This is a genomic window from Colwellia sp. F1, assembly GCF_056238625.1.
Window position 1 is genome coordinate 1 of the sequence record NZ_JBWDLI010000019.1, and the last position, 21,011, is coordinate 21,011.

19 protein-coding genes, 6 tRNA genes and 1 pseudogene are annotated in these 21,011 nt (G+C 38.7%); 17 read left to right on the forward strand and 9 right to left on the reverse strand.

Features of this window, described 5'->3' with window-relative positions; genetic code table 11:
* The coding region (locus tag AC0UA9_RS15345; RefSeq protein WP_475661296.1) for an IS1634 family transposase at positions 1-580 on the reverse strand (580 nt) is incomplete at its 3' end.
* Between the two features lie 239 nt (positions 581-819).
* Here AC0UA9_RS15345 and tcdA point away from each other — a divergent pair.
* Complete coding sequence (gene tcdA / locus AC0UA9_RS15350) at positions 820-1,650, forward strand: tRNA cyclic N6-threonylcarbamoyladenosine(37) synthase TcdA (protein WP_475661299.1); 831 nt, start codon at positions 820-822, stop codon at positions 1,648-1,650.
* Between the two features lie 226 nt (positions 1,651-1,876).
* Here tcdA and AC0UA9_RS15355 read toward each other — a convergent pair whose 3' ends face one another.
* From AC0UA9_RS15355 to thrS, 5 genes are all read right to left on the reverse strand, one after another.
* Positions 1,877-2,980, reverse strand: coding sequence for a phosphoribosylaminoimidazolesuccinocarboxamide synthase (locus AC0UA9_RS15355; RefSeq protein ID WP_475661302.1), 1,104 nt, complete (start codon positions 2,978-2,980; stop codon positions 1,877-1,879).
* 263 nt (positions 2,981-3,243) lie between these two features.
* Positions 3,244-3,603, reverse strand: a complete 360-nt coding sequence (rplT, locus tag AC0UA9_RS15360; RefSeq protein WP_475661303.1) for a 50S ribosomal protein L20 — start codon at positions 3,601-3,603, stop codon at positions 3,244-3,246.
* A gap of 15 nt (positions 3,604-3,618) precedes the next feature.
* Positions 3,619-3,813, reverse strand: a complete 195-nt coding sequence (gene rpmI / locus AC0UA9_RS15365; RefSeq protein ID WP_475661306.1) for a 50S ribosomal protein L35 — start codon at positions 3,811-3,813, stop codon at positions 3,619-3,621.
* Between the two features lie 203 nt (positions 3,814-4,016).
* Complete coding sequence (infC, locus tag AC0UA9_RS15370; RefSeq protein ID WP_475661308.1) at positions 4,017-4,571, reverse strand: translation initiation factor IF-3; 555 nt, start codon at positions 4,569-4,571, stop codon at positions 4,017-4,019.
* 188 nt (positions 4,572-4,759) lie between these two features.
* Positions 4,760-6,670 carry a threonine--tRNA ligase gene (gene thrS, locus AC0UA9_RS15375; RefSeq protein ID WP_475661310.1) on the reverse strand — a complete coding sequence of 637 codons (1,911 nt, stop codon included), beginning with the start codon at positions 6,668-6,670 and terminating at the stop codon, positions 4,760-4,762.
* Between the two features lie 391 nt (positions 6,671-7,061).
* Here thrS and AC0UA9_RS15380 point away from each other — a divergent pair, with 391 nt between their 5' ends.
* Positions 7,062-8,021: a GGDEF domain-containing protein gene (locus AC0UA9_RS15380; protein ID WP_475661312.1), complete on the forward strand. Its 960-nt coding sequence runs from the start codon at positions 7,062-7,064 to the stop codon at positions 8,019-8,021.
* 219 nt (positions 8,022-8,240) lie between these two features.
* Positions 8,241-8,633, forward strand: a pseudogene (locus AC0UA9_RS15385) (GGDEF domain-containing protein).
* Here the strand turns inward: AC0UA9_RS15385 and AC0UA9_RS15390 are convergent.
* Positions 8,610-10,289: an NAD(P)/FAD-dependent oxidoreductase gene (locus AC0UA9_RS15390; RefSeq protein ID WP_475661314.1), complete on the reverse strand. Its 1,680-nt coding sequence runs from the start codon at positions 10,287-10,289 to the stop codon at positions 8,610-8,612. The pseudogene AC0UA9_RS15385 and the gene AC0UA9_RS15390 overlap by 24 nt on opposite strands.
* A gap of 195 nt (positions 10,290-10,484) precedes the next feature.
* Here AC0UA9_RS15390 and fdxA point away from each other — a divergent pair, with 195 nt between their 5' ends.
* Positions 10,485-10,814, forward strand: a complete 330-nt coding sequence (fdxA, locus tag AC0UA9_RS15395; protein WP_475661317.1) for a ferredoxin FdxA — start codon at positions 10,485-10,487, stop codon at positions 10,812-10,814.
* A 165-nt stretch (positions 10,815-10,979) separates the two neighbouring features.
* On the opposite strand, the gene grpE is transcribed toward fdxA, so the two are convergent.
* The gene (gene grpE, locus AC0UA9_RS15400; RefSeq protein WP_475661320.1) at positions 10,980-11,609 is read right to left on the reverse strand and encodes a nucleotide exchange factor GrpE; all 630 of its coding nucleotides are present in this window, start codon (positions 11,607-11,609) and stop codon (positions 10,980-10,982) included.
* A gap of 321 nt (positions 11,610-11,930) precedes the next feature.
* Between grpE and nadK the strand changes: the two genes are divergently transcribed.
* From nadK to AC0UA9_RS15415, 3 genes are all read left to right on the forward strand, one after another.
* Complete coding sequence (gene nadK / locus AC0UA9_RS15405) at positions 11,931-12,812, forward strand: NAD(+) kinase (protein ID WP_475661323.1); 882 nt, start codon at positions 11,931-11,933, stop codon at positions 12,810-12,812.
* 161 nt (positions 12,813-12,973) lie between these two features.
* Complete coding sequence (recN, locus tag AC0UA9_RS15410; RefSeq protein WP_475661326.1) at positions 12,974-14,713, forward strand: DNA repair protein RecN; 1,740 nt, start codon at positions 12,974-12,976, stop codon at positions 14,711-14,713.
* A gap of 168 nt (positions 14,714-14,881) precedes the next feature.
* A complete protein-coding gene (locus AC0UA9_RS15415) occupies positions 14,882-15,280 on the forward strand; it encodes an outer membrane protein assembly factor BamE (protein WP_475661328.1) in 399 nt (132 codons plus the stop codon).
* A gap of 106 nt (positions 15,281-15,386) precedes the next feature.
* Here the strand turns inward: AC0UA9_RS15415 and fabA are convergent, their stop codons facing one another.
* Positions 15,387-15,902 carry a bifunctional 3-hydroxydecanoyl-ACP dehydratase/trans-2-decenoyl-ACP isomerase gene (fabA, locus tag AC0UA9_RS15420; RefSeq protein ID WP_475661396.1) on the reverse strand — a complete coding sequence of 172 codons (516 nt, stop codon included), beginning with the start codon at positions 15,900-15,902 and terminating at the stop codon, positions 15,387-15,389.
* 273 nt (positions 15,903-16,175) lie between these two features.
* Here fabA and AC0UA9_RS15425 point away from each other — a divergent pair, with 273 nt between their 5' ends.
* The 10 genes from AC0UA9_RS15425 (at position 16,176) to AC0UA9_RS15470 (ending at position 20,830) form a co-directional block, all read left to right on the forward strand.
* Positions 16,176-16,439, forward strand: coding sequence for a hypothetical protein (locus AC0UA9_RS15425; RefSeq protein WP_475661329.1), 264 nt, complete (start codon positions 16,176-16,178; stop codon positions 16,437-16,439).
* 12 nt (positions 16,440-16,451) lie between these two features.
* Positions 16,452-17,096 (forward strand): UvrY/SirA/GacA family response regulator transcription factor, encoded by a 645-nt coding sequence (uvrY, locus tag AC0UA9_RS15430; protein ID WP_475661331.1) that lies wholly within the window; start codon positions 16,452-16,454, stop codon positions 17,094-17,096.
* Between the two features lie 2 nt (positions 17,097-17,098).
* Positions 17,099-18,988: an excinuclease ABC subunit UvrC gene (uvrC, locus tag AC0UA9_RS15435; RefSeq protein WP_475661333.1), complete on the forward strand. Its 1,890-nt coding sequence runs from the start codon at positions 17,099-17,101 to the stop codon at positions 18,986-18,988.
* Positions 18,989-19,058: 70 nt separating this feature from the next.
* On the forward strand, positions 19,059-19,637 hold the full coding sequence (gene pgsA / locus AC0UA9_RS15440; protein WP_475661335.1) for a CDP-diacylglycerol--glycerol-3-phosphate 3-phosphatidyltransferase: 579 nt from the start codon (positions 19,059-19,061) through the stop codon (positions 19,635-19,637).
* A 126-nt stretch (positions 19,638-19,763) separates the two neighbouring features.
* Positions 19,764-19,839, forward strand: a tRNA-Gly gene (locus AC0UA9_RS15445).
* 217 nt (positions 19,840-20,056) lie between these two features.
* Positions 20,057-20,130 (forward strand) — tRNA-Cys (locus AC0UA9_RS15450).
* A gap of 4 nt (positions 20,131-20,134) precedes the next feature.
* Positions 20,135-20,220 (forward strand) — tRNA-Leu (locus tag AC0UA9_RS15455).
* 126 nt (positions 20,221-20,346) lie between these two features.
* Positions 20,347-20,422 (forward strand) — tRNA-Gly (locus AC0UA9_RS15460).
* Between the two features lie 57 nt (positions 20,423-20,479).
* Positions 20,480-20,555: transfer RNA gene (locus tag AC0UA9_RS15465), tRNA-Gly, on the forward strand.
* A 189-nt stretch (positions 20,556-20,744) separates the two neighbouring features.
* Positions 20,745-20,830: transfer RNA gene (locus AC0UA9_RS15470), tRNA-Leu, on the forward strand.
* Positions 20,831-21,011: the final 181 nt, after the last annotated feature.

Consider the following 21,011-nt stretch of genomic DNA (forward strand, 5'->3'; position numbering starts at 1 on the left):
AACCTTCATTATCGTTAATGTTACCACTAGCAGCCTGCATGTAAACGGGAATACCTGCCTTGTTTTCAGTGATAAGGTTAAGCACAACTTGATTCAACTCTGGCCGATGATCTCGGCTGTATCCTCGTACTAACTTAACGGCTTTACTGTCGATATCATGCTCATAATTGCCGTCAACATGAATACTTGTTGAGTCTAAATTAATACCTTCGCATGGTAGCTCTAGATGCTTAACCACACTCGCAGATAATGTTTGATAAATACCTGATACACCCGTTTCATAAAGTTTATCAAGGCAACGACCCAGCGCATCGTCATTAATGTATTCAGCCTTGATCCCGTTACCTATAAGACGCTCAACAGGACGGTCTTTGAAATATTCTGGATACATGTGTAAGGTGCGACCAACAAAGCCTAAGCCATTTAAGATCATAGCCTCAACAAGTTGACCGTAAGAAATAAGCTTGTCATCACTTTGTTCAGGGAGTGCTTTATCAATTAAGGTGGCAATACCAAGCTCTTTGTTCATGCCAGCAACCAAACCTAAATGATCAAGACCTTTTGTTGAATACGACGCCATAATTTTTCCATCACCCAAAGATAAGTAATAGATCAAATATGGCGATCTGCGTCAAGCTTTTTTTTATTATATTTTTGGGTGCGGAAAGACAGTTACTATTCATAAACAAAATGATTTTTATCTTAACATTAAGCAAAATCGTTTAAAAAGTGCCACAAATTACATGTTACTCTCGCAAGGGAGCCGCTATAATAGCGACATTTATCTACTTCCATTTAATAAGATCTTTAACCTTAATTATGTCTGACTATTCTTTACGCTTCGGTGGTATTAGCCGGTTATATGGCTTACACGGAGCAAATACTTTAAAGCAAGCACATTTTTGTGTCATTGGTATCGGTGGCGTTGGTGCTTGGGCTGCTGAAGCCCTTGCTAGAAATGGCATTGGTAATATAACTTTGATTGACCTTGACGATATTTGTATTACCAATATTAATCGTCAAATCCATGCACTCACGTCAACCATAGGAGAGAGCAAAGTAGAAGTGATGTGTGAACGCATCAAGCAAATTAATCCTAATTGCCAAGTTAATGTTATTGATGATTTTATCACGGTAGAAAACTTAGCTGACTTGCTTAATAAAGATTATCACTACGTTATAGATGCTATTGACTCGGTTGATATAAAAACCCGGCTTATTGCTTTTTGTAAACGCAATAAGCTCCCTATAATTACTATTGGTGGTGCCGGTGGACAAGTAGACCCAAGCAAAATACGCATCACAGATTTAAGTAAAACTTACCAAGACCCATTATTGGCAAAAGTTAAAAACCAATTACGCCGTGAATTTAACTTCCCCCGCGCAGATCTTAGCAAAGCCAGTAAGAGAAAGTTTGCAATTGATGCGGTATTTTCTACTGAACAACTACGCTATCCAACTGAGGCGGGAGATGTATGCTTAGCAAAACCTGAAGTTAATAGCGAAGGTGAGCAAGGCGCTATGCGTTTAGATTGCAGTAGCGGTTTTGGTGCTACGACACACGTAACTGCAACCTTTGCATTTTTTGCTGTTGGTCGAGCAATAGATAATCTGTTAGCCAAATCTACTGCGAACAACAAAAAACCTTAAGTACTGCTTGCATCGATTAGAGGCTCTATTTTAGCGGGAGATGCAGTAGGCATAAATAAGTAATTTGTTATTAAACTAATGACTTAGGGCAGCTTAGCGCGACTAAGCATAAAGTGTTCATGCATTGTCGATAATGAATAGGTTGCCTTGCTTTTATTGCTAACAAACTGCATCCATGCAGCGTTAGTTATTAACGAATAAAAGTAGTTATTTAGTAAGCTTGTTATTAATCAATAAGTTGATACTGTTCACGTAATATGGCAACAATTTCAGCTTTTGGGTTGTCACTTAAGACAATTTTTTCTCCCGTAATTTTCTCTGCAATATCAGTATAGGTTTTGGAAACATCCATTATTACTGGTAAAGGGAGTAAATTATCACGCGCTAGTGCTTCGCGCTCTGGCATACGGTCTTTATTTAATAAGATATCTGCGTCAGGGAAATGTTCCAGTAAACGTTGGCGAAAACCTTCTTTCGAATTTTCGACAACATTACCAGCACGGTATTGTTCACCGTCCCAAATGCGTGATGAATCAGGCGTGCCCACTTCATCCATATAAATTAATTTATCATTGCCTGCTTTGTCTTTTACATAGCCAAATTCAAATTTCGTATCGACAAATATTTGGTCAAGCTCCTTGAGTGCATTTGAGATAACATTAAAGCCTTCGGTTAACAGTTTCTCGTATAAAGCAATATCATTAAGGGATTTAAAGTTAAAGGCCGCGTAGTTATCTTCGATATTTTTCCGGGTAATGTTAACATCATCCACTTCAGGCACACCAGGAATGCCTGTCAAAACCCCCTTAGTTGACGGCGTTTGTAAAAGTGATGACAATTTTGAATCTTTGTTTAAGCCTTCAGGTAACGTTATGCCACAAAATTCACGTTCACCTTTAACATAACTACGCCACATAGAGCCGGTGATGTATTGGCGGCAAATTGCTTCTATCATTACTGGCGTTGCTTTTTGTACTATCCAGACAAACGGATGTGGAATATCTAGAATGTGGCTGTCGGCAAGCCCTTGCTCTCTAAACAGTTTAAACCAATGGTTTGAAATAGCATTAAGTGCTGCACCTTTTCCTGGCACGCCTTTCATACCACCCTCACCTTGCCAAATACAGTCAAAAGCAGAGATACGATCACTAATAACCATTATCGCTAGTGGTGTGTCGCTAGGCACATTATAGTTTTTTTCTGCAATTAAACGCTTACTGTCACTTGCTGTTAACCAATAAACGCTGCGAACTTTACCACTATGAACAGGCTTGTCGGTACGGATAGGTAAATCATTATTTATTGCTAAAACCTGATCAGCTAAATTCATATTTAAACCTTAATTATCAACAGTTAAATTAATTATATTGAATATTATTTTGCATTAAAAAAATAATATTCAATATAATACAGCTATTGTAATCTATTATTACGACAGACTTTAGTTCAATTTCAAGGTTAAAGCACGGAGCTTATGGTAATAAGTGAGTACTTTAAAACGCAGAAAGTGGGCTAAAGGACAAGTATAAATAATTAAAAAAAAGAAAAAAGGACGCCTAGTGGCGTCCTTTTATAATAAAGCTTTTTCAATTCTTATGCTGCTAAAGAAGCTTGCGCTTTTTCAACTAAGAATGTGAATGCTGCTTTGTCATATACTGCAATATCAGCTAGGATCTTACGATCAATTTCAATAGAAGCCTTTTTAAGACCATTAATGAATTTGCTGTAAGATAAACCATTTTGACGAGCTGCTGCATTAATACGAGCAATCCAAAGTTGGCGAAATTGACGTTTACGTTGACGACGGTCACGGTAAGCGTATTGGGCAGCTTTAGTTACAGCTTGAAAAGCAACACGATAAACGCGACTACGAGCACCGTAGTAACCTTTTGCTTGCTTTAGAACTTTTTTATGACGTGCACGAGCTTGTACACCACGTTTTACTCTTGCCATTTTCTATTTCTCCTATTAACCGTGACGTAAAAGTTTTTTAACTGACTTAACGTCAGATGCAGCGATCATACATTTAGGGCGTAAATGACGCTTAACTTTAGTACGGCGTTTAGTCAAAATATGACGTAAGCCAGCTTGTTTAAACTTGTAACCTGTAGCTGTTTTTTTAAAGCGCTTTGCAGCACCTTTATTGGTTTTCATTTTAGGCATGTTAATAACTCTTCAATTTATACCTTTAACCTCGATGGAGGTAGGTATATGCCAAATATTAAGTAGCGAGGGCGAAATCACTATTGTCACAAAATGAACTAGTTAATTTACTTGTAAGCCTTTACTACCAGCGTAAAGATAAAATTGGTGAATTTATTGCACTTAACAAGGCATAATAAATTACTTTTCAAACCAAAGATTATCTATTTTTTAGGGGCTAGTACCATCACCATTTGACGTCCTTCTGCTCTACGCGGAAAGAATTCTAGAACGGTTAAATCTTCTAAATCGTTTTTTACACGCGTTAGGAGCTCTAAACCAAGTTCTTGGTGGGCCATTTCACGGCCACGGAAACGCAATGTTACCTTGACCTTGTCGCCGCCTTCTAAAAAGCGTCTCAGGTTACGTAATTTCACCTGATAATCGCCTTCATCTGTACCAGGACGGAATTTAATTTCCTTTACCTGAATTTGTTTTTGATTTTTACGTTGTTCTTTTTGTTCTTTGGCTTTCTCATAGATGAACTTACCGTAATCCATTACACGACAAACTGGTGGTTTAGCCGTTGGACTTATTTCAACAAGATCAACACCTGCTTCATCAGCTTGGTCCATTGCTTCATCTAAGCTCACAATACCGCCTGCTTCGCCGTCAAACTTAATTAAGCGAACTTCGTTACCAGGGATGCCTGTGATTAATTCATTTAAACGATGTACCGGTTCTTTTTGCCCGCCTCGTTGTCCACCTTTAATAGCCATGTTCCTCCTACAGAAACCTTTTTTATTTACTTATTTATTGTTTTTTAGCTTTATTTCATTATTAAAATGCTTTATTGATATTGCTCAACTTTGCCTTTTCGTTTAGAAACAAAAAAAACACCTGCTTGCTAAGTAACAAATTTGAACACTTAGCAAGATTAAATTTTATTATAGCCTGTATAACCTTATTATTTTCTTGTTTTAACTTCTTCAGTTAATTTAGCAATAAAGCTATCTACAGACATTTTACCTAAATCTTCACCACTTCGTGTACGTACCGCTATTTCGCCAGACTCCATTTCTTGATCACCAGCAACTAATAAATACGGCACGCGTTTTAAAGTGTGCTCGCGGATTTTAAAGCCTATCTTCTCATTTCTCAAGTCTAACTTTGCTCTAAAGCCACTTTCTTTTAATTTTTTTACGATATTTTGACAATATTCGCTCTGTTTATCGGTAATGTTCATTAAAGTGACTTGAATTGGCGATAACCATGTTGGGAATTTCCCCGTGTACTCTTCAATTAAAATACCAATAAAACGCTCAAGTGAGCCTAAAATGGCACGGTGAATCATCACCGGAGTATACCGTTCGTTATCTTCACCAACATAAGTTGCGCCTAAACGCTCTGGCAAAGCAAAGTCTAATTGTACTGTACCACATTGCCAAGCTCGGCCTAGACAGTCCATGAGAGTAAATTCAATTTTAGGGCCGTAAAAAGCACCTTCACCGGGTAAATACTCAAATTTAATACCACTGTCAGTAAGTGCTTGTGCCAACCCAGCCTCTGCCTTGTCCCAAATTTCATCACTGCCAATGCGGTTTTCAGGGCGCGTTGATAGCTTTACCACAACCTCTTCAAAGCCAAACGAGCCGTAAACGTCGTAGACCATATCGATACATTTTTTTACTTCATCTTGTACTTGTGATTCCATACAAAAAATATGTGCGTCATCTTGAGTAAAACCGCGAACACGCATTAAACCATGCAAAGAGCCTGACGGTTCATTACGATGACAACAGCCAAACTCAGCAATACGTAGAGGTAAATCACGGTATGATTTTAAACCTTGGTTAAATATTTGCACATGGCCTGGGCAGTTCATGGGTTTTATTGCGTACTCACGCTTTTCAGATTCAGTGGTGAACATGCCATCAGCATATTTGTCCCAGTGGCCTGACTTTTCCCAAAGACTTCTGTCCATCATCATTGGCGCTTTAACTTCATCGTAATCATACTCATGCAGTTTTTCGCGCACAAATTTTTCTAATTCTGTATAGATTGTCCAACCATCATTGTGCCAAAACACCATACCTGGTGCTTCTTCTTGCCAATGAAATAAATCTAAGGTTTTACCAATTTTGCGATGGTCACGTTTTTCAGCTTCAGCTAAGCGTACTATATACGCTTTAAGCTGCTTTTTATCTGCCCATGCAGTGCCGTAAATACGTTGCAACATTTTATTGTCAGAATTACCGCGCCAGTAAGCACCAGCAACTTTCATTAATTTAAAATGATGACAATGACGCATACTTGGTACATGTGGGCCACGACACATATCAATATATTCTTGATGATGGTATAACGCCGGCGTATCTGACTTGTCGATATTCTCATCAAGAATTTCTAGTTTGTATGTTTCACCGCGTGCGGTAAACGCGTCGTAAGCGTCTTGCCAAGAGCCGGTTTTTTTCACAACTTCATAACCCGTACGGGCTAATTCTGTCATACGTTTTTCAAGTTTGGCTAAGTCTTCTTCGGTAATTGATGTTTCAAGGTCAATATCATAATAAAAACCATTTTCAATGGTTGGGCCAATAGCCATTTTAACATTAGGGTATAATTGTTTTATCGCGTGCCCTAATAAATGTGCGCATGAATGGCGAATGATCTCAAGCCCTTCACTGTCTTTACTTGTGATAAGTTGCAACGTAGCGTCTTGTGTAATCAGTTCACAGGCATCAACAAGGTTACCGTTTATCCGACCAGCAATGGTTGCTTTAGCGAGACCAGGGCCAATGTCGAGCGCGACATCCATTACCGATACTGCATTATCAAAAGAGCGTTGTGAGCCGTCAGGGAGAGTTATTACTACCATTTACTAAAACCTTAGTTATTCAATCTGTTACATAAAATGGTGCAATATATTGGCTGGTAAAAAACAAGCATATTAAGGCGCTTCTCTTCGTCGCTAAATCGCACTCTAAAAATCAGGCTCAGGATTATAGCAAATGAATTAAGCATATGCATGCACTATCACATCATAAAATGCACTTGCCCCTTAGTCGGTGGTAACCCGATAAGTGCCGTAACAAAAGTGACGAGTTAAAAGCGGTATAATTTAGCGATAAAACTAGCGCAGCTAGCAAGTGGTAAAAATAAATGTTTTGACTATCTTTCGCTATATGCCATATTAAGGCTAAACATTATCACTTAGTTTTTGATAATTAGCCTATAGACAAAGAGAAAACACACCAAACAGAGCATATATGAAAGGCAGTAGAAGTGTCACTGAAATTGTATTGTTATCTATAAGTGGTTTAGCTGCATTGCTGATACTTCCCTTTGCTTTGATCCGCTGGCACAACGGTGATACCACCATTGCTATTATTGATGCAGTAATATCTCTTACCTTTATTGTTTTTTTTACCTTTATTTTTATAAGCCAAAAAGTTGATCTTGCCAAATATTTACTCGCTGCCTTTTTAGCTGTTGCTGTCATTATGAGTATTGCTGTAAAAGGGCTATCCCAAATATATTGGCTGTACCCCATTTTTATTGGTCTTTATTATTTAGTGCCACCAAAACCAGCGACAGGCTTATGTCTAGCACTAATAACCGTAGCACTATCTATAACACCAACTCAGCCCAACACTATAGAAGTATTAACCATATCCATTACCACCATATTAACTTCAGGCTTGGCCTTTATTATATTTCGTTCATATGAAATTAAGCTCGTAGACACAGAGAAACTCGCCGCGATTGATTCATTAACCGCTACAGGTAATAGACGCGCTCTTGATAATAAACTATCTGAGTTGATCATCAGTCAGCGCAGGGGCACTTACCCTATGTGTTTATTACTGATTGATTTAGATTGCTTTAAGGAAGTGAATGATGCGCACGGGCATGCGATTGGCGACAATATTCTAATAACCACATGTGACATCATAAGAAAGCATACTCGCATATTAGACTCGTTATACCGATACGGGGGAGATGAGTTTATCATTGTGCCATTGAATATGAGTGTAGACTCAGCCCAACAACTAGCAGAAAAGTTGCGTAGTCTTATTGCGCAACATCAATTTGAGTCTAATATACAGCTCACATTATCGATAGGCGTGGCTGAGTACAAAACTGATGATACCCCTGAAAAATGGATTAAACGTGCGGACATCCAATTATATAAAGCAAAGGAAAATGGTAGAAATAAAGTATGTTAGCCCTGCCCTTTATTTCCCGTGCCTGAGATAAAGTTGCTATTAGCATACACATTAATCAATTTAACTTGAGCACTCAAAATTAACGGCTGGATTTCCTTGCAAGATAAATTGCGTATTGACTTTACAAAGTCTAGTGACCACTTTGTGCCATAATTTAACCAAGCGTTAGGACATATCACAACGAAATAACACAATGACATATTAAACAAATGGCGTAAGGTGCAAATTGTTAAGGAAATTGATTATACCTTGCTTTATTATCTTACTATTGGGGCTGGCTTGATATTTATTGTACTGTTATGCCGTCATTACTTTATGTCGACGTTAATAGATCACTTGAGCTATGTGGCTCGGCAAGAAGGTATTTCGGCAATTTTGATGATAGTTCTTGATTTTTTCAAGCAAATTAATGATGAATTTGGCCATATGGTTGGCGATAAAGTACTAGCGCAGTTTTCGTAAATTTTATCAACAATATTACGCTCTGGTGATATTGCAGCAAGGTGGGGTGGTGAGGAATTTATTGTCCTATTACCTGAGACTGAGGCGAATACCATGCCCACACAGCTAAAAAGTAAAAAGCCTCGTCTATACTTCAGTCAACATGGCTAATGCCATTGCTTCGGCTACTTTAATACCATCAATACCTGCTGATAAAATGCCGCCTGCGTAACCGGCTCCCTCACCTGCTGGGTACAAACCTTTTGCATTCAAACTCTGTAGTGTTTCTTTATTTCTTGTAATTTGAATCGGTGAAGACGTACGTGTTTCAGCCGCAGTTAATATAGCTTGATCCATAGAGAAACCTTTGATCTTTCGTTCAAACGCCGGCAATGCTTCTCGAATGGCGCTTATGGCGTAATCAGGTAAAGCGTCACTTAAATCACAATAAACGACCCCTGGCTTGTATGATGGAGTAACACCGCCGTGTTCGCCACTTTGTCTACCTGCCAAAAAATCTCCTACAAGCTGTACCGGCGCGTCATAGTTTGCACCGCCCATGCTAAAGGCTTGTTCTTCTATGCGACGCTGAAATTCAATACCAGCTAGTACAGTGTTATCTTTAGCTGCAAATTTACCTTGATTAAAGTCTTTAGGATCAATACCAACAACAATAGCGCTATTAGCGTTACGCTCGTGGCGCGAGTATTGACTCATCCCGTTTGTTACTAACCGGCCAGCTTCTGATGCGGCGGCGACGACTGTGCCACCGGGACACATACAAAAACTATAAACACTGCGCCCATTGCTGGCATGATGCACCAGCTTGTAATCGGCAGCGCCTAAAATGGCATTGCCGGCATGGTTACCAAAACGTGCTTCATCTATTACTGATTGTTCATGTTCAATACGAAAGCCCACTGAAAAAGGTTTTGCTTTTATATAAACTCCCTCATTATAAAGCATTTTAAAGGTATCTCTTGCGCTATGACCGATGGCCAGCGCAATATGCTGCGTTACAATATGCTCACCACTGGCTAATGTTAGGCCTGTGACTTGTTTCGCGCTAAAGTCAGTTAGTTCGTCTTGATCAAATTTGATACTCTTATCATGCTCAAAATGAATTTGCTCTACTCTTTCGCCAAAGCGAACATCACCGCCCAGTTCAATAATTTTAGCACGCATTTTTTCAACCATGGTCACTAACTTAAACGTGCCAATGTGGGGCTTGCTTACATATAAAATTTCACTTGGTGCGCCCGCTTCAACAAATTCATGCAGCACTTTACGGCTATAATGTTTAGGGTCTTTTACTTGGCTGTAGAGTTTCCCGTCAGAAAAAGTACCCGCACCACCTTCACCAAATTGTACATTCGACTCGGTATTTAATATTTTTTTACGCCAAAAGCCAAACGTGTCTTTAGTGCGCTCTCTTACCTCTTTACCTCGCTCTAAAATAATAGGGTTAAACCCCATTTGAGCCAACACCAAACCAACAAACAATCCGCAGGGCCCTATACCAATGACCACAGGGCGTTGTTTAAGTTTTTCAGGTGCTTGCGCTACAAATTTATATTCCATATCTGGCGTTATTTTAACCTGCGAGTCGCCCTTAAACCTAGCGAGTAATTCGTCGTCTTTGCTTGTTTTTACGTCTAAGGTGTAAATAAGGACTATATTGCTTTTTTTACGCGCGTCATAACCGCGCTTAAACACGGTAAAGTTCACTAATTCAGCGTTAGTAATAGCCAACTTATCAAAAATGGCCTGCTCAATAGCGTCAGCTGAATGGTCCAAAGGTAATTTAATATCGGTTAAACGCAACATGATTTGCAATCCAGAATGAGAAAGGTAAGTAGTTTATCTGTGCATTTTACCTGATACTGAGAACCATACCAATTGAAATATATGACTAATGACTAGTCTAGTAAATTATGCTTTTCGTTAGTGGCAATTCACACAAAATATTGTATTTAGCCAAAAGCAAGGTATGATCTACCAAAACAGAACAAAGGAATAATGATGGCTTTTGTTGTCACCGATAATTGTATTCGTTGTAAATATACAGATTGCGTTGCGGTATGCCCCGCTGACGCTTTTTTTGAAGGACCAAATTTTCTTGTGATCAACCCTGACGATTGCATAGATTGCGATTTATGCCCGGTTGAGTGCCCCGCTGGTGCCATTTTTCAAGAAGATGAGGTGCCTGAGGAGCAAAAGGGCTTTGTTGAATTAAATGCCCAGCTGTCGCAAATATGGCCAAGAATTACCGAGGTAAAGGCAGCCCCAACTGATGCAAAAGAATGGGATGGTGTTGCCAACAAATTACAATACCTCAAGGTGGAAGAATAACTCTTTTTAATAAAAAGAAGAGCGATAGCGTAAATAATAGGCTAAGCCGCTATTACTTTTTTGCTACTGATGATAACCAACTTTATTGGACAAAAAAAAGCCAAGTAAATACCTTGGCTTTTTTAAAAACTTCAATACTAAATTAATAATAGCTTACTTTAGACGTTATGCTGTTTCGTTAACACTGGGGGCTGCTTTTGACACCATTACCATTGCAGGGCGAATTAAACGGCCATTTAGCTCATAACCTTTTTGCATGACGGCAACAACAGTATTAGGTGCAACCCCTTCTACTTCTTGCATAGACATGGCTTGGTGTAAGTCTGGGTTAAATGGTTGATCCTGAGGGTCTACGGCTTTGACTCCAAACTTTTCTAATGAAGATATTAAACCTTGTAAAGTCAGTTCAACGCCTTCAATGATAGCAACATTGCTTTCATCGTCTTTATCAATGTTTTGTAAAGCTCGCTCTAAATTATCTACTGTGATCAATATCTCACCGGCAAATTTTTCTAAAGCAAATTTTTTCGCTTTTTCAACATCTTGTGCTGAGCGACGACGAATATTGTCTACTTCAGCTTTAGCGCGAATAACGGAATCTTTTTGATCAGTAACCGTTGCTTGCGCCGCTGCTAAACTCAGCTCTAATTCATTAATACGCTCTTGCTCTGCGCTAATAGCATCATTGGCATGCTCATGCTGCTCTTCCACTTGCTCTTCAGCTTGTTGCACAACTTCTTCCGCTAATTGCTCTGCTGATAACTGCTCTTCTGATTTTGTTGACTCTGTAGTCATAAAAAACTCCAATTAAATCTTAGTAACTTTACAATAATAAAAACGCAATGAAACTAATAATGGGGACAAGCTTTCGCTATTCAAGCTTTTATAACAATTTGAATAAATTAATTGATATAAAAGGAGCCAAGTTAAGGCTGATTAATAAAAGGTTGCGAGATAAACCTACTCCCTTATATAAAACCAAGGTTGTAAAAGCAAAGGTTGATCGCTAGCCTTAATCATAAATTAAAAGAATAATATCAAATACAAACTTTACAAGCCATACAAATAAAGGGAAACTTCCCTTAACCGATTAAACAAATTAATGATGACATTATAATGGTTCAACACTATAAAACAATTGGGCTAATTGGTAAGCCTAACCATCAAGGTGCAAACGCTACCATAGCAGCACTACATCAATACTTAATTGAAAATGAGTATAAGGTATTAGTAGAAACCTCAGTTGCCAATACCGTAACCATTACCAATATGACTATTAGCTCACTGACTGAAATTGGTGAACAGGCTGATCTTGCCATTGTGGTTGGTGGTGATGGTTACATGCTTGGCGCTGCCCGCGTTTTGGCTTGTTATAACATAGCTGTTATTGGTGTTAACCGAGGTAATTTAGGCTTTTTAACCGACTTATCTCCTGATGATATCATCCCCCCGTTAATGGATATTTTAAATGGTAAATCACGCTGTGAACAACGCTTCATTATTGAAGCTGAAGTTTACCGACATGGCAAGCTAAAAAGTGCTAACAGTGCAGTAAATGAAGCTGTTTTACATGCGGGCAAAGTCGCGAGCATGATAGAGTTTGAAGTGCACATTGATAATTCTTTCATGTTTAGCCAACGCTCAGACGGGTTAATTATTGCAACACCAACAGGGTCAACTGCTTATTCTATGTCAGCTGGCGGCCCTATTTTAACACCCAATTTAAATGCATTAGCTTTAGTCCCTATGTTTCCTCATACTCTTACCAGCCGGCCTATTGTGGTTGATGGCGATAGTGAAATTAAGCTGATACTTGCCAATGAAAACCAAGAGAGTTTACAAGTAAGTTGTGATGGTCATGTTATTTTGGCCGTTATGCCAGGTGATGAAGTTATTATTAAAAAAAGCCCTTATACAATACGCTTAGTGCACCCACTCGACCATGATTATTTTAACGTATTACGCTGTAAACTGGGCTGGGGTAATAAACTATATTAATTATGTTTTACTGTGTACTATGCATTAACTAATTGAAAAAATTATTTAATATTTAACAACACTCAATAATAGCAGAAATATTAACAAAAACATTTGCACAAAACCATTTTACTGTATAAATTAACAGGTATACATTTACACAGTAAATTACGTGGTAACATATGCTTTTACATCTAAATATTCAAAACTTTGCCATTGTTAAATCCCTTGATATCGACTGGCAAGCCGGTATGACTACCATTACCGGTGAAACGGGTGCGGGTAAGTCTATTGCTATCGATGCATTAGGTTTATGTTTAGGCGATAGAGCAACAACCAATGTCGTTCGCCCTAATAGCAACAAAGCGGAACTTGCCGCCACGTTTGAGATTAAAAAGAATAAAAGTGCACAACAATGGCTAAAGCTGCATGACCTTTTAATAGAGCCTAGCAGTGAGTGCATTTTGCGGCGGGTGATTTCGGCTGAGGGGCGCTCTAAAGCCTACATCAATGGTAGTCAAGTGCCCCTAGTACAACTTAAAGAAGTAGGGCAACTACTGATTAACATTCATGGACAACATGATCATCAGCTTATTGTTAAGTCAAGCCAACAATGTAAACTCCTTGATGAATACGCCAACCACCAAGTACTACTTGACGAAGTGAGACATTACTATCAACAGTGGCATAAGTTAAATAAAGAGCTAACTTTATTACAGCAAAATAAGCAGCAACGTGAAGCCCAGCAACAATTGTTGCAGTATCAAGTTAATGAACTTAACGACTTTTCCCTACAAGCAGGTGAATTTGAAACATTAGAAAGTGATTATAAGCGCCACGCTAACGCGCAAGACTTACTTGACACAACACTACAGTCATTGCAAACCCTAGCCGAAAGTGACAGTTTTAACGTACTAGACTCCTTAAGGCATTGCAGTGAAAACATTGCCGCACTTGCCCGCCTAGATAAAAGGCTTGCCAATGTTGCCACTATGCTGAACGACTCTGTTTTGCAAGTTGAAGAAGCCTCTGCTGACCTTAGACATTACTATCAAGATCTGGAATTAGATCCTCAAGCATACGCTTTAATTGAAGAGCGTTATTCAACTGCATTACAACTCGCTAAAAAGCACAGTTTATCGCCCGAAACATTAGTAAGTTTTCATCAAGCACTGGTGCAAGAGTTAAGTGAGATGTCAAATGATGAGTCAAGGATTGATGATATTATTGAAGCTATTGTAAAAACTGAACAAAGCTACCAAGACTGTGCTTTAGCTTTAACCATCTCTAGAAAAAAAGCAGCAAAGAAATTAAGCGAAAAAATTAGTAAAAACATGCAAGCGCTGAATATGCCCCATGGCCAATTTAACATTGCAATTGACTCAAGTAACGCAACCAGTACTCGGCTTAATAACACGAACCGTGCCAAGGAAGTTAATCCTAGCGAAAGTGCTAGTTATAGTGCCGGTATGTCAGCTAATGGTGTCGATAAAGTGGCTTTTGAAGTAAGTATAAACCCAGGCCAGGCGTTGGAAGCAATGAACAAGGTAGCATCTGGAGGAGAACTATCGCGGATAAGTTTAGCTATGCAAGTTATTTTAGCTGATAAAGTGGTGACCCCTACCCTAATTTTTGATGAGGTAGATGTGGGCATAAGTGGCCCTACGGCAGCTAGGGTTGGCAGTAAACTACAAGAGTTAGCAAAAAACACGCAAGTAATTTGTGTGACCCATTTACCACAAGTCGCTTGTAAAGGACATCAACAGTTTTTTGTTAGTAAACTAACCGATGGTGAACACACAGAAACAAAAGTAACGGAACTAAGTGAACAAAGCCGCGTCCAAGAAATAGCACGTTTACTGGCTGGTGATAAAATATCTGAGCATAGTTTAGCCAATGCAAAAGAGTTATTAGCAAGTTAATTGCGCCGTTAGTAGGAAATTTATGAAAAATAGCTTTGTAACTAAAGCCATGCTTGGTTACTATTAACAAATTGTTCAAAAGTACCTGGGTAAATAGTTTATCTCGGTGAGCATTTTATACATTGTCATTTGATTGTATTGATTTATATTTAAGGAAAATAGAACTTCATGTTGTTTCGCTCCTCCATTATTGCCTTAGCCTTATCACTTTCTGCCTGCTCAAGTTGGGTGTACCGTATTGATATTCCGCAAGGAAATTATCTTGAACAAAAAAATATTGATAAAATACAAGTGGGGATGACCAAAGAACAAGTTAAGTTTGTGCTAGGCAGCCCGGTTTTACTTGACGCGTTTGATAACGACACATGGAATTATGTCTATCGATTTAAGTCTGGCCGAAGTACAAAGTTTGACACGCAAAAACTATTTACCGTAACATTTAAAGAAGACAAGCTAGTGTCAGCTGATGGTGATTTTGAGTTGTCTGAAGATTTTAATATTCCCTTTAACGCGCCAATTACCCCTGAAGATAAGCAGACTGTTATACCTGCGGATGAAACAAGTTAATTGTTACGCTGCTATAATGAGCACACTAAACGAGTAAATATCACATTAAAGGGGCATTCATTTTACCTTGCTCACAAATGATCGCCCCAAATAATGATTACTTTTATTAAAACTTGCTTGTATCCGTAAACAAGCCAACTTTTAAATCTTTAGCAAAATATATTTCACGGCCATCAACACTGACGGTACCGTCTGCTAACCCCATATATAACTTGCGTTTAATAACTCGTTTAAAGTCTATTCTAAAAGTTACTTTTTTAGCTGTAGGTAAGATTTGCCCAGTAAACTTCACTTCACCTACACCTAAAGCTCTCCCTCTGCCTGGGCCACCGGTCCATGCGAGGAAAAAACCAACCAATTGCCACATGGCATCTAAACCTAAACAACCTGGCATAACGGGATCACCTTTGAAGTGACAGTCGAAAAACCATAAGTCTGGTGAAATGTCTAACTCTGCTTCAATAAATCCTTTACCAAACTCACCACCCTCTTCTGTGACCTTAAGTATACGATCCATCATCAGCATGTTGTCTGAAGGAAGTTGAGAGTTACCTTCACCAAACATTTCGCCGGAGCCTGCTTTTACTAAATCTTCTTTGCTGTACGAACTTTGTTGTGCCATTGCCATCAGTATTTTTACCTATATGTGTTGTTTATTGTAGACTGTCGTAGTTATTGGAGGTTACTTTAGCGAACACTTGTACTCTAAACAACTCTGAACAGTAAAATAAAGTCGTTAAAATGATAAAAATCAAGTTTTATTGACTAAAAAGCCACCATCACGCTTATTTTACTGGTAATTTTTTATATTAACTTTACTGCCTTATTGCAAAATTAAGTGGTCAGCGTAATATGAATGTCTTTATAAAAATTTATAAAGCGCATCGAGATAAATATGAACGATACGACAAAAAAGAAGCAAGCACTCACCAACGCCGAAAAACAAAAACGCTACCGAGAACGACAAAAAGAACGTGGTAAACAAGAGATGCGTGGCTATTTATCACCCGAAGCAAAGGTGTGTTACCAGCTAATTTCTGAGCAAACTAACTGGTCAGATAGTATTATTTTAAGCAATGCAGTACGCTTGACCTATGCTGCCTATAAAAATGGACAAATTGGCTTACTTAATAATTGGCTAAAAAATAACGAGTTATAAAGGTAAATTCCATTGATAAAAATATTATTAGTTGATGACCACGAGTTAGTGCGTGCTGGTATCAACAAATTACTGAATGAAGTTAGGGGTTTTAAAGTTATTAATCAATGTGCCACTGGCGAAGATGCAATTACACTTTGTCGCCTAGCACAACCCGATGTTATTTTAATGGATATGGATATGCCAGGCATGGGCGGGTTAGAAGCGACGAAAAGAATTTTACGCTTAGCGCCTGACATAAAAATAATTATGCTTACCGCCCACACAGAAGAACCCTTACCTAGCAAAGTAATGAAAATTGGTGCTGCAGGCTATCTTACGAAAGGAACTGCATCAAGTGAAATGATTAATGCCATTAGAGCTGTTCACTGTGGTCAACGATACTTGCCAGCTGACATAGCCCAACAAATGGCTTTAAGCCAATTAAAAACAACAGAAGAAAATCCGTTTAATGGTTTGTCTGATCGCGAATTACAAATAATGTTGATGATCACGCGTGGTGAGAAAGTGCCTACTATTTCTGAGAGCTTACATTTAAGCCCGAAAACAATTAATAGTTATCGGTATCGCATGTTTAATAAATTAAATGTTGGCAACGATGTGGAGTTAACGCATTTAGCTATTCGCCATGGCATGATAAACACAGAAAGATTATAATTTTGTCACACACTGACCCCACACCAAAGCCCAGTTTTGATAGCGGATCTTTTTTGCGCTCAGTCACCGATCAGGCAGGTGTTTATCGAATGTATAATGCCGAACGAACAGTTATTTATGTTGGCAAAGCTAAGCAACTTAATAAACGCTTAGCCAGCTACTTCCGCCAAGATGTTGGTTCAGTAAAAACAAAGGCATTGGTGAAGCAAATTTGTGCAATTGACGTAACCGTTACTCACACAGAGGGCGAAGCGTTAATACTTGAAAATAACTACATTAAAAAATACCAGCCAAAATATAATATTTTACTGCGAGATGATAAATCCTATCCTTATCTATTAATTACAGACCACAAACACCCAAAGCTTGGTTTGCATCGTGGTGGTAAACGCACCAAAGGTGAGTACTTTGGCCCCTACCCTACAGTTGGTGCTGTTTGGGAAAGCTTGCGTTTAATGCAAAAAATATTTCCGATTAGGCAGTGTGAAGACAGCTATTATAAAGCCAGATCTCGTCCTTGCTTACAATACCAACTAGGACGCTGCTTAGCTCCTTGTGTTGATAAAGTGTCCCAACAAGACTACCAACAACAAGTGAGCTTAGCTAAATTATTTTTAAAAGGTAAAAGCTCAATGGTCATTGAACAGCTTGTTGACAAAATGGAGCTTGCAAGTAAACAGCTTAATTTTGAACAAGCAGCTAAGTACAGAGACCAAATTACCACTTTGCGTAAAGTACAGCAGCAACAACATGTTAGTGGCATTGCTGCTGAAATGGACGTTATTGGTTTATTTCGTCTTAAATCGCAAGTTTGTCTTCACTTATTGTGCATTCGTGATCACAAAATACTAGGTAGCAAAAGTTACTTTCCTGTTGTTCCTAGCGAGACTAGTGATGAAGAGGTTTTACAAGCGTTTATTGGCCAACATTATTTAGGAAATGAATTAGGTAGTGGCGTCAATGAAGGCATAATACCAAAAGAAATCGTGGTTCCCCATGATTTTGAGCAACTAACCGAGCTGGCTGCACTCCTATCGAACCAGTCAGAACACGAGGTTAAAATATCGACCAGAATTCGTTCTGAACGCCGTCAGTATTTAAAATTAGCCGCAACAAATGCCCAAACAGCGTTAATTACCCGTAATAGCCATAAAGAATCAATGCGTGCTAGGTTCGCGGCTTTGAATGAAGTGTTTGAGTTAGCCAATGGTATTCACCGTATTGAATGTTTTGATATTAGTCATACCATGGGGCAGCAAACCATTGCCTCAAACGTTGTTTTTAACCAAGAAGGCCCGCTTAAGTCTGATTACCGGCGCTACAATGTTTATGGTATTACCCCCGGAGATGATTATGCTGCGATGGCTTTCGCCTTAAACAAACGATACGGAAAAATAAAAGCAGACGATGTAGAGTCATTAAAAAAATTACCTGACATTGTTTTTATTGATGGTGGTAAAGGGCAGCTAGCTAAAGCCGAAGACTTTTTTGCGCAATTAAGCACAGCACAAGGCTTGGACAAAATTCCTTTACTTGTTGGGGTTGCTAAAGGTGAGTCAAGAAAGCCTGGGTTAGAAACGCTTATTTTAGCAGGTTCTCATCAGTTAATTTCGTTACCGGCGACATCCCCTGCTTTACATTTAGTGCAGCATATTCGTGATGAGTCTCACCGTTTTGCCATTACAGGTCATAGAGCCAAAAGGCAAAAAGCGAGCAAAAAGTCTGTATTAGAATCAATTGAGGGTATAGGCGCTAAAAAACGGCAAGCATTACTAACACACTTAGGGGGCTTACAAGAAGTAAGTAAAGCTAACGTGGCCGAGTTAGAAAAGGTACCTGGTATTAGCAAAGCATTGGCGCAAAAGATTTATGATGCTTTGCACAACAAGTGACTGTATATAACGAATAATACTGTGTAGAATGGAAAAAGAACTTTTGCTGTTACATTTCTAAATAAATACTATGTGGACATTACCTAACCAAATCACCTTATTTAGGATCATTCTGATTCCTATATTTTTAATAATTTTCTATTTGCCTTTATCTTGGAGTCACTTTGGAGCTTTTGCGGTATTTTGGATTGCGGCAGTAAGCGATGCTTTAGATGGCTACTTAGCACGTAAATTAAATCAGTCTTCGGCTTTTGGCGCTTTTATAGACCCTGTGGCTGATAAATTAATGGTAGTCGCCGCTTTAGTAATGATAGTGCAAGATTATCAAAGTTGGTTAATCGCTATTCCTGCTATTATGATGATTGCCCGAGAAATTTTTATCAGTGCCTTACGAGAGTTTATGTCATCACGCGGTAAACGAGATCTTATTGCCGTGTCTGATATGGGTAAATATAAAACTGCAGCGCAAATGCTGGGCATTATGGGGTTAATCTGGCGACCTGATTATGATATTCCATTAATTTTATTTTACTTACCCCATGAAGTAATTAATTATGCAGCCTATTTTTTCTATTTTATTGCGACTATTTTAACCATTTCTACCTTGGTAGATTACTTTAAAGCCGCACTACCAGAATTAAAAGGATAAATTTGTTTGCTATAGCGCCAAATGAGCTGAATTTTAACCAGTCGAAAGAAAAAAAGAATTAATTAGTTGACTGTAACGTAATACGATGTAGAATGCGTTTCCGTTGACAGGGAGTCAACCGATGAAGCGGCTGTAGCTCAGCTGGTAGAGCATCACGTTGCCAACGTGAATGTCACGAGTTCGAGTCTCGTTAGCCGCTCCATTTTCTAACATTTATTTTGAATGTTGAGCACTAAATATAAGTTTGTTATTTGTTGAAGGGAAATTGTTAATTATAACTTCTGCTAATAACCTAACACCTTGGCAAGGTGATGGTAGCGACTTAGGTGAATGAGACTCGTCTCTTACACAGCGTTTTTTAGTGCTAAGGTTGATAGTATTCAACAAAAGTAAATTTCCTCAACTCGTGTTGATAAAATGGCGGGTTGGCAGAATGGCTATGCAGCGGATTGCAAATCCGTGGACCTCGGTTCGACTCCGGGACCCGCCTCCATTATGCCCGGGTGGTGGAATTGGTAGACACAAGGGATTTAAAATCCCTCGCTCATAGAGTGTGACGGTTCAAGTCCGTCTCCGGGTACCATTTCATTAACAAGAGTTGAGAATTAAATTTAGTGTTATTTTTACTTGTCAAAAGATTTTAAATACGCTAAAATGCGCGCTCATTTTTAACGAAATGAAGGTGTTACAAAGTACAAGCTCTAATGAAGCGGCTGTAGCTCAGCTGGTAGAGCATCACGTTGCCAACGTGAATGTCACGAGTTCGAGTCTCGTTAGCCGCTCCAATTTTTGCGAATACTTTATTAGTGGCATAGTAAAAATGTACATCAAGCTCTAATGAAGCGGCTGTAGCTCAGCTGGTAGAGCATCACGTTGCCAACGTGAATGTCACGAGTTCGAGTCTCGTTAGCCGCTCCAACTTTTAGTAGTGTATGTTCAAATGAAAATATGACCTCTTGCCAAAAGCAAAGTGAATGTCGCAAATTACGTTAATAAGAATTATCTTATTATCAGTTCCAATTTTCAGATTTAGAAATGTAAAAGTAGGTACCAACCTACTATAAAAATACTCCCATTATTTTTTAGTTTATAATTAATAAATATATTGCCCGGGTGGTGGAATTGGTAGACACAAGGGATTTAAAATCCCTCGCTCATAGAGTGTGACGGTTCAAGTCCGTCTCCGGGTACCACTTTTAAAAGTCTTAACTTTCCCTTTATAACACTGTTATAAATTAAGCTATTCTATCCCATTGTTTATCCGTCTTTATTACGCAGCAGACTCTATTTATCGTTCTTAAACCAAATAGCAATTTTACTATATTAAACTATTGCCTACTTGTGCTGGTTCAAATACGCCATGGCGACGTTGCT

Bases quoted from the DNA above. Each gene is read 5' to 3' on its own strand.
- nadK (WP_475661323.1), top strand. From the start codon at position 11,931: ATGGTTCAACACTATAAAACAATTGGGCTAATTGGTAAGCCTAACCAT.
- rpmI (WP_475661306.1), bottom strand. From the start codon at position 3,813: ATGCCTAAAATGAAAACCAATAAAGGTGCTGCAAAGCGCTTTAAAAAA.
- thrS (WP_475661310.1), bottom strand. From the start codon at position 6,670: ATGGTAGTAATAACTCTCCCTGACGGCTCACAACGCTCTTTTGATAAT.
- rplT (WP_475661303.1), bottom strand. From the start codon at position 3,603: ATGGCAAGAGTAAAACGTGGTGTACAAGCTCGTGCACGTCATAAAAAA.
- AC0UA9_RS15425 (WP_475661329.1), top strand. From the start codon at position 16,176: ATGAACGATACGACAAAAAAGAAGCAAGCACTCACCAACGCCGAAAAA.
- grpE (WP_475661320.1), bottom strand. From the start codon at position 11,609: ATGACTACAGAGTCAACAAAATCAGAAGAGCAGTTATCAGCAGAGCAA.
- AC0UA9_RS15390 (WP_475661314.1), bottom strand. From the start codon at position 10,289: ATGTTGCGTTTAACCGATATTAAATTACCTTTGGACCATTCAGCTGAC.
- infC (WP_475661308.1), bottom strand. From the start codon at position 4,571: ATGGCTATTAAAGGTGGACAACGAGGCGGGCAAAAAGAACCGGTACAT.
- AC0UA9_RS15355 (WP_475661302.1), bottom strand. From the start codon at position 2,980: ATGAATTTAGCTGATCAGGTTTTAGCAATAAATAATGATTTACCTATC.
- recN (WP_475661326.1), top strand. From the start codon at position 12,974: ATGCTTTTACATCTAAATATTCAAAACTTTGCCATTGTTAAATCCCTT.
- fabA (WP_475661396.1), bottom strand. From the start codon at position 15,902: ATGGCACAACAAAGTTCGTACAGCAAAGAAGATTTAGTAAAAGCAGGC.
- fdxA (WP_475661317.1), top strand. From the start codon at position 10,485: ATGGCTTTTGTTGTCACCGATAATTGTATTCGTTGTAAATATACAGAT.
- AC0UA9_RS15380 (WP_475661312.1), top strand. From the start codon at position 7,062: ATGAAAGGCAGTAGAAGTGTCACTGAAATTGTATTGTTATCTATAAGT.
- tcdA (WP_475661299.1), top strand. From the start codon at position 820: ATGTCTGACTATTCTTTACGCTTCGGTGGTATTAGCCGGTTATATGGC.
- AC0UA9_RS15415 (WP_475661328.1), top strand. From the start codon at position 14,882: ATGTTGTTTCGCTCCTCCATTATTGCCTTAGCCTTATCACTTTCTGCC.
- pgsA (WP_475661335.1), top strand. From the start codon at position 19,059: ATGTGGACATTACCTAACCAAATCACCTTATTTAGGATCATTCTGATT.